Annotated in this window: 13 protein-coding genes; 6 read left to right on the top strand and 7 right to left on the bottom strand. The window is 64.3% G+C overall.

What is annotated here, in order from left to right; translation table 11 throughout:
* Positions 1-30: 30 nt before the first annotated feature.
* The 3 genes from PMN64_RS14425 to PMN64_RS14415 all read right to left on the bottom strand — a co-directional run bounded on the left by PMN64_RS14425 (position 31) and on the right by PMN64_RS14415 (position 1,370).
* The gene (locus tag PMN64_RS14425) at positions 31-210 is read right to left on the bottom strand and encodes a hypothetical protein (protein WP_304495423.1); all 180 of its coding nucleotides are present in this window, start codon (positions 208-210) and stop codon (positions 31-33) included.
* Between the two features lie 219 nt (positions 211-429).
* Positions 430-627, bottom strand: coding sequence for a hypothetical protein (locus tag PMN64_RS14420; RefSeq protein WP_411781144.1), 198 nt, complete (start codon positions 625-627; stop codon positions 430-432).
* Positions 628-1,022: 395 nt separating this feature from the next.
* Positions 1,023-1,370: a response regulator gene (locus tag PMN64_RS14415; protein ID WP_411781143.1), complete on the bottom strand. Its 348-nt coding sequence runs from the start codon at positions 1,368-1,370 to the stop codon at positions 1,023-1,025.
* A 654-nt stretch (positions 1,371-2,024) separates the two neighbouring features.
* Between PMN64_RS14415 and PMN64_RS14410 the strand changes: the two genes are divergently transcribed.
* Complete coding sequence (locus tag PMN64_RS14410) at positions 2,025-4,436, top strand: phosphoketolase (RefSeq protein ID WP_411781142.1); 2,412 nt, start codon at positions 2,025-2,027, stop codon at positions 4,434-4,436.
* Between the two features lie 3 nt (positions 4,437-4,439).
* Positions 4,440-5,624: an acetate/propionate family kinase gene (locus PMN64_RS14405; RefSeq protein ID WP_411781141.1), complete on the top strand. Its 1,185-nt coding sequence runs from the start codon at positions 4,440-4,442 to the stop codon at positions 5,622-5,624.
* Between the two features lie 229 nt (positions 5,625-5,853).
* Here the strand turns inward: PMN64_RS14405 and PMN64_RS14400 are convergent, their stop codons facing one another.
* The gene (locus PMN64_RS14400) at positions 5,854-6,660 is read right to left on the bottom strand and encodes an enoyl-CoA hydratase/isomerase family protein (RefSeq protein ID WP_411781140.1); all 807 of its coding nucleotides are present in this window, start codon (positions 6,658-6,660) and stop codon (positions 5,854-5,856) included.
* Between the two features lie 74 nt (positions 6,661-6,734).
* On the opposite strand from PMN64_RS14400, the gene nthA reads away from it, so the two are divergent.
* The 3 genes from nthA to PMN64_RS14385 are packed head-to-tail and all read left to right on the top strand — an operon-like array spanning position 6,735 to position 8,397.
* Positions 6,735-7,364, top strand: a complete 630-nt coding sequence (gene nthA, locus PMN64_RS14395) for a nitrile hydratase subunit alpha (RefSeq protein ID WP_028344028.1) — start codon at positions 6,735-6,737, stop codon at positions 7,362-7,364.
* On the top strand, positions 7,361-8,020 hold the full coding sequence (gene nthB, locus PMN64_RS14390; protein WP_411781139.1) for a nitrile hydratase subunit beta: 660 nt from the start codon (positions 7,361-7,363) through the stop codon (positions 8,018-8,020). The genes nthA and nthB overlap by 4 nt, the downstream gene beginning before the upstream one ends.
* Complete coding sequence (locus tag PMN64_RS14385; RefSeq protein WP_411781138.1) at positions 8,020-8,397, top strand: nitrile hydratase accessory protein; 378 nt, start codon at positions 8,020-8,022, stop codon at positions 8,395-8,397. The genes nthB and PMN64_RS14385 overlap by 1 nt, the downstream gene beginning before the upstream one ends.
* Before the next feature lie 346 nt (positions 8,398-8,743).
* On the opposite strand, the gene queC is transcribed toward PMN64_RS14385, so the two are convergent.
* Complete coding sequence (gene queC, locus PMN64_RS14380; RefSeq protein WP_411781137.1) at positions 8,744-9,463, bottom strand: 7-cyano-7-deazaguanine synthase QueC; 720 nt, start codon at positions 9,461-9,463, stop codon at positions 8,744-8,746.
* 128 nt (positions 9,464-9,591) lie between these two features.
* On the opposite strand from queC, the gene mazG reads away from it, so the two are divergent.
* Entirely contained in the window at positions 9,592-10,437 is an 846-nt protein-coding gene (gene mazG / locus PMN64_RS14375; RefSeq protein ID WP_411781136.1) for a nucleoside triphosphate pyrophosphohydrolase, read from the top strand.
* A gap of 152 nt (positions 10,438-10,589) precedes the next feature.
* On the opposite strand, the gene mgtE is transcribed toward mazG, so the two are convergent.
* Entirely contained in the window at positions 10,590-11,960 is a 1,371-nt protein-coding gene (gene mgtE, locus PMN64_RS14370) for a magnesium transporter (protein WP_411781135.1), read from the bottom strand.
* 153 nt (positions 11,961-12,113) lie between these two features.
* Positions 12,114-13,508, bottom strand: a complete 1,395-nt coding sequence (hflX, locus tag PMN64_RS14365; RefSeq protein WP_028339784.1) for a GTPase HflX — start codon at positions 13,506-13,508, stop codon at positions 12,114-12,116.
* Position 13,509 lies beyond the last annotated feature (1 nt).

Raw genomic sequence — 13,509 nt, 5'->3', positions numbered from 1 at the left:
TGCATGTGCCCGCCCCCGCCGGCGAAAGCCTTACTTGCTGTTGTCGCGGTGAGCTTTGATCTCCATGCGCGCGCTCGCGGAGCTACGCACCGATTGCCGCAGCTCGGCGAGCTGATCGTCTCGCTGATCGGCGAGCGATTTCTTTTGTGCGCGCAAAGTGTGACTTTCTTCGATGGCAAGCTGAGCGCGGGCGAACAGCGGATCGATCATCGGCGAAACATGTCACTCGATCGCAGCGTCCGCCCTGTCATGGGATAAGTCGGGGGCAGCCGGCGGTGCGACAAACGCATCAGCCCATGAGACTTCGAAAATTGTTCGAGCGCGTTCGTCGCCAGCATCGATGCGCCGCTTCACAGCCTGATATCCGGCGAGCAGGTACCCGTATAATTCACCATCCGGCACGATTCCGCCTCCGCAAGGCGCGAAAGCTTACGCAGGTGAGGATTTCAGGTTCCCGTACTGGCTTTCCCCTTGCGGAAAGGGTTCCTGCGTTTTGCGGCCCAGAAACGTGCTGGCCGGGTTTTCGGCGAGGAGTTTGCGTGCCTGGCCGACGACCCGGATCGTCCGCTCGGTATCGTCGAGATCGTGGGAATTGGAAAGGCGATAGATGTACCGCTCGTTGGGCATGGTCGTGCTCCCCGGTTATGCAGGCGGGAGCACCATCGGTCTCTCAGCCACCGACGCCTACGGGCAGAGCCTCGGCCGGTGATGAGGAGACAATAAACCTCGGCGAGGAAAGTTGCCAACAAAAGTGCTGGTGCCGGGAACCTCAGCGCAATACATGCGGTGTCGTCCCTGCCTAGTGCGCAATTGCGCACGGGAGCAGGGACCCATAGCCGCCGACGTCAGTTGGCTTGCTGCGCTGGAGCCACAGCCCGCTTCAACAACGCAGCCCTGTGGTTATGGGTCCCTGCTTTCGCAGGGACGACGTGTGGAAAGAGCAGCGAGCTCTCACGGGGGCCGAGACCCAAACCACCGCTGCGCATCCCGGCGCGCGCATCGATCTGCGTTCAGCTCGCCGGCTATCCAGCGGAGCTCATCTGCTTGCACAGTATCCCGAGAGCCTCCGCACACCCGCGCGTCTTGGTCACCACGGGGAGATGCGCATACTTCTCGGGCAGCGTGCTGGCGTCGTAGCCGGTGTACAGGGTGACCGGTGTTCCCATCGCAAGCAGGGCATCGATCAACTTGTAGGACGCGGTTCCATTGACGTTGACATCGATCAGCGCGCCAGAGGCTCCGGACGCGTGCGGGCGGGCTTCGTCGATCGAAGCGAACGGGCCGACGACGTGATAGCCGGCCTGCCGTGCCAGCGTGGCACAGTCATCGGCAATGAAATACTCGTCTTCCACGATCAAGATCGTACGCATAGCGGCACCTCTGCCAGTTGCGCGGATGATCGAGGCGTTAACGTTTTCCCGCTGGTCGGGTTTCCCGGGCGCGTCGTCGCGTGCGCCGTTAGGACAGTGGCCGTGGCCTATTTAATGAGCAGGGAAATTCGACGCCAAGGCGGGGGTAACCCTGGCTTTAGAGGGCGCGCGCCGTCAGCTACCGGCCACCAGCAACCCGAGGTACAGCCAGAGTACAATTGTCACTGTCATCGTTGCGGCGAAAAAGTAGCGGTCGATGAGATTCATCAACTGTACCCTTCGGCTGAATAAGGCGGATATCGAATCGCGGTCGAAACATCAGGCAGCAGCCGCTTGTCATCTCTCTGCCTGGTTCCGGCATTTACATATGAGAGATCAATGATCTCGCTCGGAGATGCCTCGTTTGCCGATGTCGAAGACCAAACCGGTCGCCGTCACCGCTAGGCTACAGCGGGCGCGCCGCTCCAAGGCGGCAAACGAAGGAACGAGGGTCGGCGCCTGCGGTTGGAGCCAGCGAACGCAATGCATCAGCCGAGAACCGCCGCGGATATCTCTGCCTGGCGTCCCGCCCCGCCTCGCCATGGGTCGAGCACGATCATCACCGGCCGGATCAACCTGTAGTTGTCTTGATAGTTTTGGGGAGGAGTTGGCTCCATGAAAGCAACGATCGAACAAAAAACGACCGCCAGCAATCTCGACCTGCTCGACCGCTACTGGCGCGCCGCCAATTACCTTTCGGTCGGCCAGATCTATCTTCTCGACAATCCGCTGCTCAGCGAGCCGCTGCGCAAGGAACACATCAAGCCCCGCCTGCTCGGCCATTGGGGTACCACGCCGGGCTTGAATTTCGTCTATGCCCATCTCAACCGGGTCATTCGCGCGCTCGATCTCAACGTCATCTACGTTTGCGGTCCCGGACATGGCGGTCCGGGCATGGTGGCGAACACATATCTCGAAGGCACCTATAGCGAGATCTATCCCGATGTCGGCCGAGACAGGGACGGTCTGCGCAAACTGTTCCGGCAGTTTTCCTTCCCCGGCGGTATTCCAAGCCACGCGGCACCGGAAACGCCCGGCTCCATCCATGAGGGTGGCGAACTCGGCTATTCGCTGGTCCACGCCTATGGCGCGGCGTTCGACAATCCGGACCTGATCGTGACCTGCGTCGTCGGCGATGGCGAGGCGGAAACCGGTCCGCTGGCTGCATCGTGGCACTCGAACAAGTTCCTGAATCCCGCGCGCGACGGCGCGGTGCTGCCGATCCTGCATCTCAACGGCTACAAGATCGCCAATCCGACGGTGCTAGGGCGGATGGGCGACGAGGAAATCCGCAACCTCTTTCGCGGCTACGGACATGAGCCGCTCTTCGTCGAGGGCGACGATCCGATGCCGATGCATCGCGCCATGGCCGCTGCCATGGACGAGGCGCTTGCAGCCATTCACAAGATCCAAACAGAGGCGCGCGGCAGCAAACGATCGGAGCGGCCGCGCTGGCCGATGATCGTGCTGCGCAGTCCAAAGGGCTGGACCGGTCCGAAGGAGGTCGACGGGCTCAAAGTCGAGGGCTTTTGGCGCGCGCACCAGGTGCCGGTCGCGCAAGTCCGCGACAACCCAGCGCATCTCAGGCTGCTTGAAGACTGGATGCGCAGCTACCATCCCGAGCAGCTGTTCGACAAGAATGGTGCGCTGATCCCGGAGCTCCAGGCCCTCGCTCCGACCGCGAACCGCCGGATGGGCGCCAATCCACACGCCAATGGCGGCGTTCTGAAACGTGAGCTCCGGCTGCCGGACTATCGCGCATTTGCCGTCGAGGTAAAACAGCCGGGTCAGACAGTCGCCGCAGCGACCCACGAGCTCGGAAAATACCTGCGCGATGTCCTCAAGCTGAATGCCGATGCCGGAAATTTCCGCATCATGGGGCCTGACGAAACCTCCTCGAACCGGCTGGATGCCGTATTCGAAGCCACGGACCGGGTTTGGATGGAGCCGACCGAGCCGTATGATGTCCATCTCGCTCAAGACGGCCGTGTTATGGAAGTCCTCAGCGAGCACCTCTGCCAGGGCTGGCTGGAGGGCTATCTATTGACCGGACGCCATGGCTTCTTCTCCTGCTATGAAGCGTTCATCCACATCGTGGATTCAATGTTCAACCAGCACGCAAAATGGCTGAAGGTCTCGCGTCAATTGCCGTGGCGGCGTTCGATCGCCTCGCTCAATTACCTGCTGACGTCGCATGTCTGGCGCCAGGATCACAACGGCTTCAGCCACCAGGATCCCGGCTTTGTCGATCTGGTCACCAACAAGAAAGCCGACATCGTCCGGGTCTATTTCCCGCCCGACGCCAACACGCTGCTGTGGGTCGCCGACCACTGCCTGCGGACCTACGATCGGATCAATGTCATCGTCGCCGGCAAACAACCGTCCGCGCAATGGCTTTCGATGCAGGACGCAGCCACCCATTGCGATGCCGGCATTGGCATCTGGACGTGGGCCGGAACCGAGGATCCCACCAGCGAGCCGGATGTCGTGATGGCTTGCGCGGGTGACGTTCCAACGCTGGAGACGCTCGCCGCCGTTGATCTGCTGCACACGGCCCTCCCCGACCTCAAGATCCGCGTGGTCAACGTCGTCGACCTGATGACGCTGCAGCCGAGGCAACAGCACCCTCATGGCCTCAGCGATCGCGACTTCGACAGCCTGTTCACGCGCGATCGCCCCGTCATCTTTGCCTACCACGGCTACCCTTATCTCATCCACCGGCTCACCTATGGCCGGGCCAATCACGACAACATGCACGTGCGCGGCTTTGTCGAGGAAGGCACGACGACCACACCTTTCGACATGGTCGTTCTCAATGGACTAGACCGCTATCATCTCGCGAGCGAGGCGATCGAGCGCGTGCCGGGGCTCGCCACCAAGGCCGCGCAGATCAAGCAAGGATACCGGGATGCCTTGATCGCGCATGCGCGATATGTGCGCGAGCATGGCGAGGACATGCCGGAGGTTCGAGACTGGGTCTGGCCGAGCAGCACAAGCGGCGACACACCTGCTGAATCCGGCGGTTGAGTCATGCCTACTTCCGGCGCGGTTCTGGTCGTCAACTCCGGCTCGTCGAGCATCAAGTTCGGCCTTTTCGATGCTTCGCATGCCGATCCCACGCTGCTCTGCAAGGCACAGATCGATGAGCACGAGGGCGCGTCGCGATTGGTCTTCACCGATCCGGCCGGCCGCGCGTCGTTCGCGTTGGAGCAAGCCGAGCCAGATGCGTCGCCCGATCGGCTGTTTGCCGCCGTCCTGGCACGGATCGAACATCATCTTGGCCAGCAGCTGCGTGCCGTCGGGCATCGCGTCGTGCACGGCGGCCGCGAATTTCCGCGACCGGTCGAAGTCAATCCGACGGTGCTTGCCGCCCTCGACGCCCTGAGCCCGCTGGCGCCGCTGCATCAGCCTCGCTGCCTGACGCCAATCCGGGCAATCAGCGCGATCCGGCCGGAACTGATGCAGGTCGCCTGCTTCGACACGTCGTTCCATCATGGCCTCGCGCCGCCCGTCAATCGGCTTGCGATCCCGAGACATCTCGAACGCGCCGGCATTCGGCGCTACGGCTTTCATGGTCTCTCCTTTGAATATGTCGCAGGCCGCCTCGCCGACATCTCGCCGGAGCTTTCCTCGAAGCGCACCGTGGTGGCGCATCTCGGCAATGGCGCAAGCCTCTGCGCCATGCGGAGCGGCCGGAGCATCGACACCACGATGGGGCTGACGCCTCTCGACGGCCTGGTCATGGGGACCCGTTGCGGGACGATCGATCCGGGCGTTCTGCTCTACCTCCAGCAGCAGAACGGCATGTCGGTCGACGACCTTGAGCAGCTGCTTTATCACCAATCGGGGCTGCTCGGCGTTTCGGGCCTGTCCTCCGACATGCGTGTCCTGCTCGCAAGCCAGGAGCCCGCCGCGAAGGAAGCGGTCGACCTCTTCACGTTCCGCATCGCGCAACAAGTCGCCGCGATGGCTGGCACGCTGGGCGGATTGGAATGCCTGGTGTTCACCGGCGGTATCGGTGAGCACGCGAGCGAAATTCGCATCCAGGTCTGCGAGCGACTGGGATGGCTGGGTGTCCAGCTCGACCCATCCGCGAACACCGCAGCGCAGCTGCACATTGCTCGCGAGGACAGTTCAGTGGACGTGCTCGTCATCGCAACAAACGAAGAGGCAACCATCGCTCGCCACTGCGCAGCCTTGATCTCGGGAACATAGGATCGACGAGAGGCGCGATTCACATATGCAAATGCGAACACCGGCGATGGGCGCATGCTATTCGCTGTCTGCTCGACCTCGACAACGGTGCAGGCGGATGACCCCAACGTCGGCTCCCAGGCCCTGAAAGGTGCTGGGGTCGTCTCCGCACCGCAAAGGCCCTGACGCACCGGCCCGGCGTCAGGGCCTTCGCCATTGCGAAGCTGGAAGGACTCTTGAACGACACGCATCAGCGCCCCTTGAAGCGCGGCTTCCGCCGTCCGAGGAAGGCCGCGACGCCTTCCTTGTGATCCTCGGTCAGGCTCGCCAGGGCGAACTGGTCGAGGTCCATGTGGCTGGCGAGATCGTCGAGCGCATGTGCCAGACGGTTGACCGTCAGCTTGGTCATCGCGACCGAGATCGGCGGCTGGGCGGCGACCTTGGCCGCGAGCGCCATCGCGGCTTCATATGACTTTCCAGGATCGGTCACCTGCTCCACCAGGCCCCATTCGTAGGCCTCCTCGGCCGAGATCCGGTCGTCGGCCAGGATCACCGCCTGCTTGGTGCGCGCCGGTCCCATCAGATGCAGCATGCGCGGCACGCTCTGCCAGCTCATGTTCATGCCGAGCGCGATTTCCGGCACCCGCATATGCGCGTCGCGCGCCATGACGCGGAAATCCAGCGCGACCACGAGTGCCACGCCGCCGCCGACGCAAAACCCCTCGATCGCGCCGATCGTGACCTGCTCGATGTCCTGCCAGGCGCGCGTCAGCCGCGGCCCGAGCTTCAGGTGCCGGCGCAGCGCGCCCATGTCCATGGTCTGGCGCGAACGCCCTTCGGCATCCTTGAGGTCGAAGCCGGCGCTGAACGATTTGGCGCCGCCGGTCAGCACCACCACCGAGGTCTCGCCATCGTCCTCGAAACTGCGCGCCGCGTCGGTCAGCTGCCGCAGCGCCTCCGGCGACAGCGCGTTGATACCGTCGCCGCGGTCGAACCGTACCACCGCGATCCGTCCCTCCGGTCCGAGCCCCTTCTCGATCGTCACATCATCAACCACGCATACCTCCCCGCTCGCATTCTTGTGTACTGCCTGCCTCGACATAGCACGACGGTTTCGCCTATTCTGTGGGCATGAGCGAACATGATCATCACCACCACGATCACGACCATTCCGAACTGTCGGAGACCGAACTGCGCGTCCGTGCGCTGGAATCGATCCTGACCGAGAAGGGCTATGTCGAGGCTGCCGCGCTCGACGCCATCGTGCAGGCCTACGAGACCAAGATCGGCCCGCATAACGGCGCCCGGGTCGTCGCCAAGGCCTGGACCGATCCCGCCTTCAAGAAGGCGCTGCTCGAGGATGCCAGCAAGGCGGTCGGCACCCTCGGCCATGTCAGCCGGGTCGGCGACCATCTGGTCGCGATCGAGAACACGCCCGGCCGCCACAACATGGTCGTCTGCACATTGTGCTCCTGTTATCCCTGGGAAATGCTGGGGCTGCCGCCGGTCTGGTACAAGGCCTCGCCGTACCGCTCGCGCGCAGTCAAGGATCCGCGCGGCGTGCTCGCCGATTTCGGCGTCAGCCTGCCGAAGGAGACGGAAATCCGGGTCTGGGATTCGACCGCGGAGACGCGCTTCCTGGTGCTGCCGATGCGGCCCGAAGGCACCGAGGGCTGGAGCGAAGACCAGCTCGCCGAGCTGGTGACGCGCGATTCCATGATCGGTACCGGCTTTCCCAAAAAGCCGGGGGCGCCGTCATGAACGGCGTCCACGACATGGGCGGCATGGACGGGTTCGGCAAGGTCGAGCCCGAGCCGAACGAGCCGATGTTCCATGAGGAATGGGAATCCCGGGTGCTCGCCATGGTCCGTGCGATGGGCGCGGCCGGCGCCTTCAACATCGACGCCTCGCGCTTCTATCGCGAGACCCTGCCCCCGCAGGTCTATCTGTCGAGCTCCTACTACAGGAAATGGCTGCTCGGGCTGGAAGCTTTGCTGCTCGACAAGGGCTATATCTCCAGGGACGACGTTGCTGCCGGACATGCCGTCGCGCCGGCGAAAGCGCTCAAGCACGGCAAGTTCTCGGTGGCCGACATCGAGCGCATCATGGTGCGCGGCAAGTTCGGCCGCGCCGCGCCAGGACCTGCGAAATTCAAGGCCGGCGATCGGGTGCGGGCGAAGAACATCCATCCTGCCACGCACACGCGGCTGCCGCGCTACGTGCGCGGTCACGTCGGGGTGATCGAGCGCGATCATGGCTGTCACGTGTTTCCCGATACAGTGGCCAACGACGCCGGCGAACATCCGCAGTGGCTGTACACCGTCGTGTTCGACGGACGCGAGCTGTGGGGACCGGACTCCGATCCGACCATCAAGGTCTCGATCGACGCGTTCGAGCCGTATCTGGAGGCCGTCTGATGGATGCCGGTGCCGCCGCGCGCGCCACCAGCGCCGTCTCCAGCATTGCCCGCGATCAGGACGGCCCGGTATTCCGCGCCCCCTGGGAGGCGCAGGCGTTCGCCATGGCGTTGAGCCTGCATGACCGCGGCGTGTTCACCTGGACCGAATGGGCCGCCGCGCTCGCCGACCAGATCAAGCGCGCGCAGGCTGCCGGCGATCCCGACACCGGCGAGACCTATTACCAGCATTGGCTGGCAACCCTGGAGCACCTCGTGGCCGCCAAGGGCGTCACGACGCATGAGACACTGCACCGCTACCGCGACGCCTGGGACCACGCCGCCGACCGCACCCCGCACGGCCAGCCGATCGTGCTGACGCCGGGGGATTTCGCGTAGCGGCGCGTTTCCGCCGTAGCACCAGATCGCGCCGCATTCACAGCTGTCGTCCCTGCGAAAGCAGGGACCCATACTCCGCAGCGAATATTGTGTGAACGCGACTCGTCGTTCCACCATCGCTCAACAAAGACCATTTGTGGTTATGGGTCCCGGCCTTCGCCGGGACGACGATGAGGATGGGTTTGCGATTCGAGCCGCACTGCACTATTTCTGGATAATAGAAGAGTACCGCTGAGTTGCCCGACGTGTCAAGTTGCGGTGTCGAACGGCAGCCGCCGACTCCTTTGCATGGGGTTGTTTTCGATATTTTGGCAGTGCGCCCCTGCGGACGGCTATCAGCCCACTGTTACGGGCCACCCTGAGCAACATATTCCCGCCAGCCCTTGGCCCGCAGGCTGCAGGCCGGGCATTCGCCGCAGCCATAGCCCCAATCGTGTTGCGCGCCGCGTTCGCCGAGATAGCAGGTGTGCGAGTGCTCGCGGATCAGGTCGACCAGCCCTGCTCCGCCGAGCTCGTGCGCGAGTCGCCAGGTCGCGGCCTTGTCGAGCCACATCAGCGGCGTGTGCAGCTCGAAATCCCTGGCCATGCCGAGATTGAGCGCGGACTGCAATGCCTTGATGGTCTCGTCGCGGCAATCCGGGTAACCGGAATAGTCGGTCTCGCACATGCCGCCGATGATGTGGCGGATGCCGCGCCGATAGGCCAGCGCCCCAGCGAAGGTGAGGAACACGAGGTTGCGGCCGGGCACGAAGGTGTTCGGCAAGCCGTCTGCGCCCATTTCGATCGCGACGTCGCGGGTCAGCGCGGTGTCGGAAATCTCCGACAGCGTCGGGATATCAAGCGTGTGGCTGTCGCCGAGTTTCGCGGACCATTCCGGCCGAACCCGCTTGATCCCGGCCAGCAGGTGGTCCCGGCAATCGAGCTCGATTGCGTGGCGCTGGCCGTAGGTGAAGCCGAGCATCTCGACGCGCGCAAAGCGCGACAAGGCCCAGGCAAGGCACGTGGTGGAATCCTGGCCGCCGGAAAACAGCACCAGCGCGGTGTCGGACGCGTTCTGATCGGTCATGGAACGCGATTTAGCACCTGACGGCGCCGTGGCCAATCCGTGGACAGTGCCGTGTTTCCGGCGTGTTTTGCTGGGATCGACAGGGCCGATTTGGCATAACGGCCATACCTCTCATACAGCGGTGCTCCATGACCCCTTCCCGCGACATTTCCCGCCTGATCGAGATCATGGCTGCGCTGCGCACGCCGGTGACCGGCTGCCCATGGGACCTCGTGCAGAATTTCGAGACCATCGCGCCCTACACGATCGAGGAGGCCTATGAGGTTGCGGATGCGATCACGCGCGGCGATCTCGACGATTTGCGCGAGGAGCTCGGCGACCTGCTGTTGCAGGTGGTCTATCACGCCAGGATGGCCGAGGAGCAGAACGCGTTCGCGTTTGGCGATGTGGTCGAGGCGATCACCAGGAAGATGATCCGCCGTCACCCGCATGTCTTTGCCGACAAGGACGGCAACATCCAGCCGGCCGGCGTCAAGAGCGCCTGGGAACGGATCAAGGCCGAGGAGAAGGCCGAGCGCGCCGCGCGGCGGCCGCCCGAAGACACCGCGCACAAATCGCTGCTGGCGAGCGTGAAAGTGGGCCTGCCTGCCCTGACGCGCGCGATGGAGTTGCAGCGGAAGGCGTCCACCGTCGGCTTCGACTGGAACGACCCGCGCGCGGTGCTCGCCAAGATCCGCGAGGAGGCCGACGAGATCGAAGCCGCGCTCGACCGCAACGACAAGGTGGAGATCGCGGAGGAAACCGGCGACCTGATGTTCGCGCTGGTCAACCTCGCCCGCCACGTCGATGCCGATCCGGAAACCGCGCTACGTGCGACCAACGCCAAGTTCGAGCGGCGCTTTGCCTATATTGAGAAGGCGCTGGCGGCGAAGGGGCGTTCGCTGGAGCGGGCATCGCTGGAGGAGATGGATGCATTGTGGAACGAAGCAAAGACCGCTGTCGTCCCTGCGAAAGCAGGGACCCATACCGCGTGATCTAACGATAGGTTAGCGATACCAGTACCGCGCAATTCACCGCCAAGCTTGGTTGCGCTGAACAACTGCGACCGAGCTCAATAACGACGGCCGGTGGTTATGGGTCCCTGCTTTCGCAGGGACGACACCGAGGTTGAGGGCGCCGGCTCAGCCTACAACAACGTCCCGCGCAGGATCACCGCAGCAACGCCGAAATAGATCACGAGGCCGGTGACGTCGACCAGTGTCGCGACGAACGGCGCCGACGCGCTGGCCGGGTCGAAGCCGATGCGCTTGAGGATGAAGGGCAGCATCGAGCCGCACAGCGATCCGAACGTGACGATGCCGACCAGTGCGGCACCGACGGTCGCGGCGACGAGCACCCAATGCGGGCCGTAATCGAACAGGCCGAGCGTCTGCCAGAGCGTGATCCTGATGATGCCGATCAGGCCGAGAATGGCGCCGAGCACGATACCGGTCGGCAGTTCGCGCACGGCGACACGCCACCAGTCGCGCAGCCGCACCTCGTGCAAGGCCAGCGAGCGGATCAGGAGCGAGGTGGCCTGTGAGCCGGAATTGCCGCCCGAGCTCATGATCAGCGGGATGAACAGCGTCAGGACGATCGCCCTCTCGAGCTCGCTCTGGTACGACTGCATCGCGGTCGCGGTCAGCATTTCCGACAGGAACAGCGCGCACAGCCAGCCGGCGCGCTTCTTGATCATCTCGCCGAAACCGATCCGCAAATACGGCTCGTCGATCGCTTCCATGCCGCCGAACTTCTGGGCATCCTCGGTGGATTCCTCGACGATGGCGTCGATGACGTCGTCGACCGTGACGATGCCGAGGATATGGCCGGGGCCGTCGACGACCGCGACGGCAAGCAGATCGTAGCGCGAGATCAGCCGCGCCGCCTCCATGCGGTCGGCCTCCGGCGAGATCATCAGCGGCTTCCGCGCCGGCGCCGCGGTCAGCACATTGGCGTGCGGATCGCCCGAGATCAGGCGGCGCAGCGGCACGGCCTGGATCAGGGTCTTCTTGACCGGGTCGATCACGAAGATCGAGTAGACGGTCTCGCGGGTGCGCTCGACCATGCGGATGTGATGCAGGACCTCCGCGATGGTCCAGCTCGAGGGCACGCTGACGAATTCGGTCGTCATGATGCTGCCGGCGCTGCGCTCAGGATAGGCCAATAGCCCCGAGATGACGTTGCGGGTCTCCGGATTGAGCCCGTTCAGCAGCGTGGTGCGCAGCGGCTCGACCAGCTCCTTGAAGATATCGGCGGCACGGTCGTCGGAGACGCCCGACAGCAGCGAGACCGCGGTGTCTTTCGGCAGCTCGGCGAGGATCTCGCAGGTGTTGTCGAGCCCGGGCAAGTCGAGCACCTCGATCGCCTTCTCGGCGGGCAGCGATCGCAGCAGCTTGGCGGCATCCGCGGGCTCGCGGGCGTTGAGCGCATCGACGATCTCGGGCGCGCGGACATGGGCAAGATCACCGTTCTGGCCGGCGACCGTGTCGTGGGTGAGGGTTTCGCTGGTGTCCTGCATCGATCGGCCTCGGCTTTGCGTCTTGCAGCGCAATGAACCAAGGCGGCGCGGATTTCAAACAGAAAGTGCGACGCTGCGTCGCAGGCGCATCGGCGCCCGCAACGTCACGGCATCGTCATATTTCGGAAGATTGCAGGGACCGTCTTCGAGGGCTTACGCCTCGTGGGGAACGGCCGCGAACCGGCTCATCACGATGTCGCGCTTGGTCTCGTCGACGCGCACCGTCATGTCGAAGCGCTCGCCATGCAGCTCCTTGTTCAGGACCTCGGCATTGCGGTGCAGCCAGCTGATGCCGGCGCCATCGGAGGCGTCGATCGAGAGATTGAGCGTCGAGCGCTTGGCCGCGAGGCGATCCTCGATCGCGGCGAGCAGCGCATCTATCCCCTCGCCTGTTGCGGCCGAAACCAGGAAGCATGGCCGCTCCGGCGGACGGCGCGCGGCGATATTGCGCAAATTGTCCCGCTCCTCGGGATCGAAGCGGTCGATCTTGTTCCAGACCTCAATGATACGCTGACCGCCGTCGGCGTCGGGGTCAATGCCGAGCTGGCGCAACACCGCCTCGACGTCACGCTCCTGCGCCTCCGCGTCCTCATGGGAGATGTCGCGGACATGCAGGATGATGTCGGCTTCCAGCACCTCTTCCAGCGTGGCGCGGAACGCGGCCACGAGCTGGGTCGGCAGATTGGAGATGAAGCCGACCGTGTCCGACAGCATCGCCTTGCCGCCATGCGGCAGGTTGAGCGCGCGCAGGGTCGGGTCGAGCGTCGCGAACAGCATGTCCGCGGCCTGCACGTCGGCGCGGGTCAGGCGGTTGAACAGCGTCGATTTGCCGGCATTGGTGTAGCCGACCAGCGCCACCACGCGGTACGGCACGCGCTGGCGGCCGGCGCGATGCAGCCGCCGCGTCGCCTGCACTTTCTTCAACTCGCCTTCGAGCTTGGTGATGCGCTCGCTGATCAGGCGGCGGTCGGCCTCGATCTGGGTTTCGCCGGGACCGCCCATGAAGCCGAAGCCGCCGCGCTGCCGCTCGAGATGGGTCCAGGACCGCACCAGGCGGCTGCGCTGGTAGTTGAGATGGGCGAGCTCGACCTGCAGCGCGCCTTCCTTGGTCTTGGCGCGGCGGCCGAAGATTTCCAGGATCAGGCCGGTGCGGTCGAGCACCTTGGTGCTCCAGGCCTTCTCGAGATTGCGCTGCTGGATCGGCGACAGCGCGCAATCCATCACCACGAGCTCGACCTCGTTGCTGGCGACGAGCCCGTTGATCTCCTCGACCTTGCCCTTGCCGAGATAGGTCGCAGGCCGGATCTGGCTGATCGGCGCGATGACGGAGTCCACCACAGTGAGGTCGATCGCACCGGCGAGGCCGGCGGCTTCCTCGATCCGCGCTTCATAGTCGCGGACAGACGAATCTGTTTGCGCATCGCCGTCGCCACGGCGCGTGCGCAGGTACGGGCCGATGACGATCACCCGCCCGGTGCTGCCGCTCCCCGCCGACCCGGGCCTAGACTTGGTCCGGTCGGCGCCCCCTTCACGATTGAAGGGTTCCAAT

The sequence above is a fragment of the Bradyrhizobium sp. UFLA01-814 genome, assembly GCF_046718885.1.
Taxonomy (GTDB): domain Bacteria; phylum Pseudomonadota; class Alphaproteobacteria; order Rhizobiales; family Xanthobacteraceae; genus Bradyrhizobium; species Bradyrhizobium elkanii.
Note: the sequence above shows the minus strand (reverse complement) of the source record. Positions and strands in the feature narration are given on the sequence as shown.

Coding starts and splice junctions, on each gene's coding strand:
- PMN64_RS14425 (WP_304495423.1), bottom strand. CDS start 210: ATGATCGATCCGCTGTTCGCCCGCGCTCAGCTTGCCATCGAAGAAAGT.
- PMN64_RS14420 (WP_411781144.1), bottom strand. CDS start 627: ATGCCCAACGAGCGGTACATCTATCGCCTTTCCAATTCCCACGATCTC.
- PMN64_RS14415 (WP_411781143.1), bottom strand. CDS start 1,370: ATGCGTACGATCTTGATCGTGGAAGACGAGTATTTCATTGCCGATGAC.
- PMN64_RS14410 (WP_411781142.1), top strand. CDS start 2,025: ATGAAAGCAACGATCGAACAAAAAACGACCGCCAGCAATCTCGACCTG.
- PMN64_RS14405 (WP_411781141.1), top strand. CDS start 4,440: ATGCCTACTTCCGGCGCGGTTCTGGTCGTCAACTCCGGCTCGTCGAGC.
- nthA (WP_028344028.1), top strand. CDS start 6,735: ATGAGCGAACATGATCATCACCACCACGATCACGACCATTCCGAACTG.
- nthB (WP_411781139.1), top strand. CDS start 7,361: ATGAACGGCGTCCACGACATGGGCGGCATGGACGGGTTCGGCAAGGTC.
- PMN64_RS14385 (WP_411781138.1), top strand. CDS start 8,020: ATGGATGCCGGTGCCGCCGCGCGCGCCACCAGCGCCGTCTCCAGCATT.
- queC (WP_411781137.1), bottom strand. CDS start 9,463: ATGACCGATCAGAACGCGTCCGACACCGCGCTGGTGCTGTTTTCCGGC.
- mazG (WP_411781136.1), top strand. CDS start 9,592: ATGACCCCTTCCCGCGACATTTCCCGCCTGATCGAGATCATGGCTGCG.
- mgtE (WP_411781135.1), bottom strand. CDS start 11,960: ATGCAGGACACCAGCGAAACCCTCACCCACGACACGGTCGCCGGCCAG.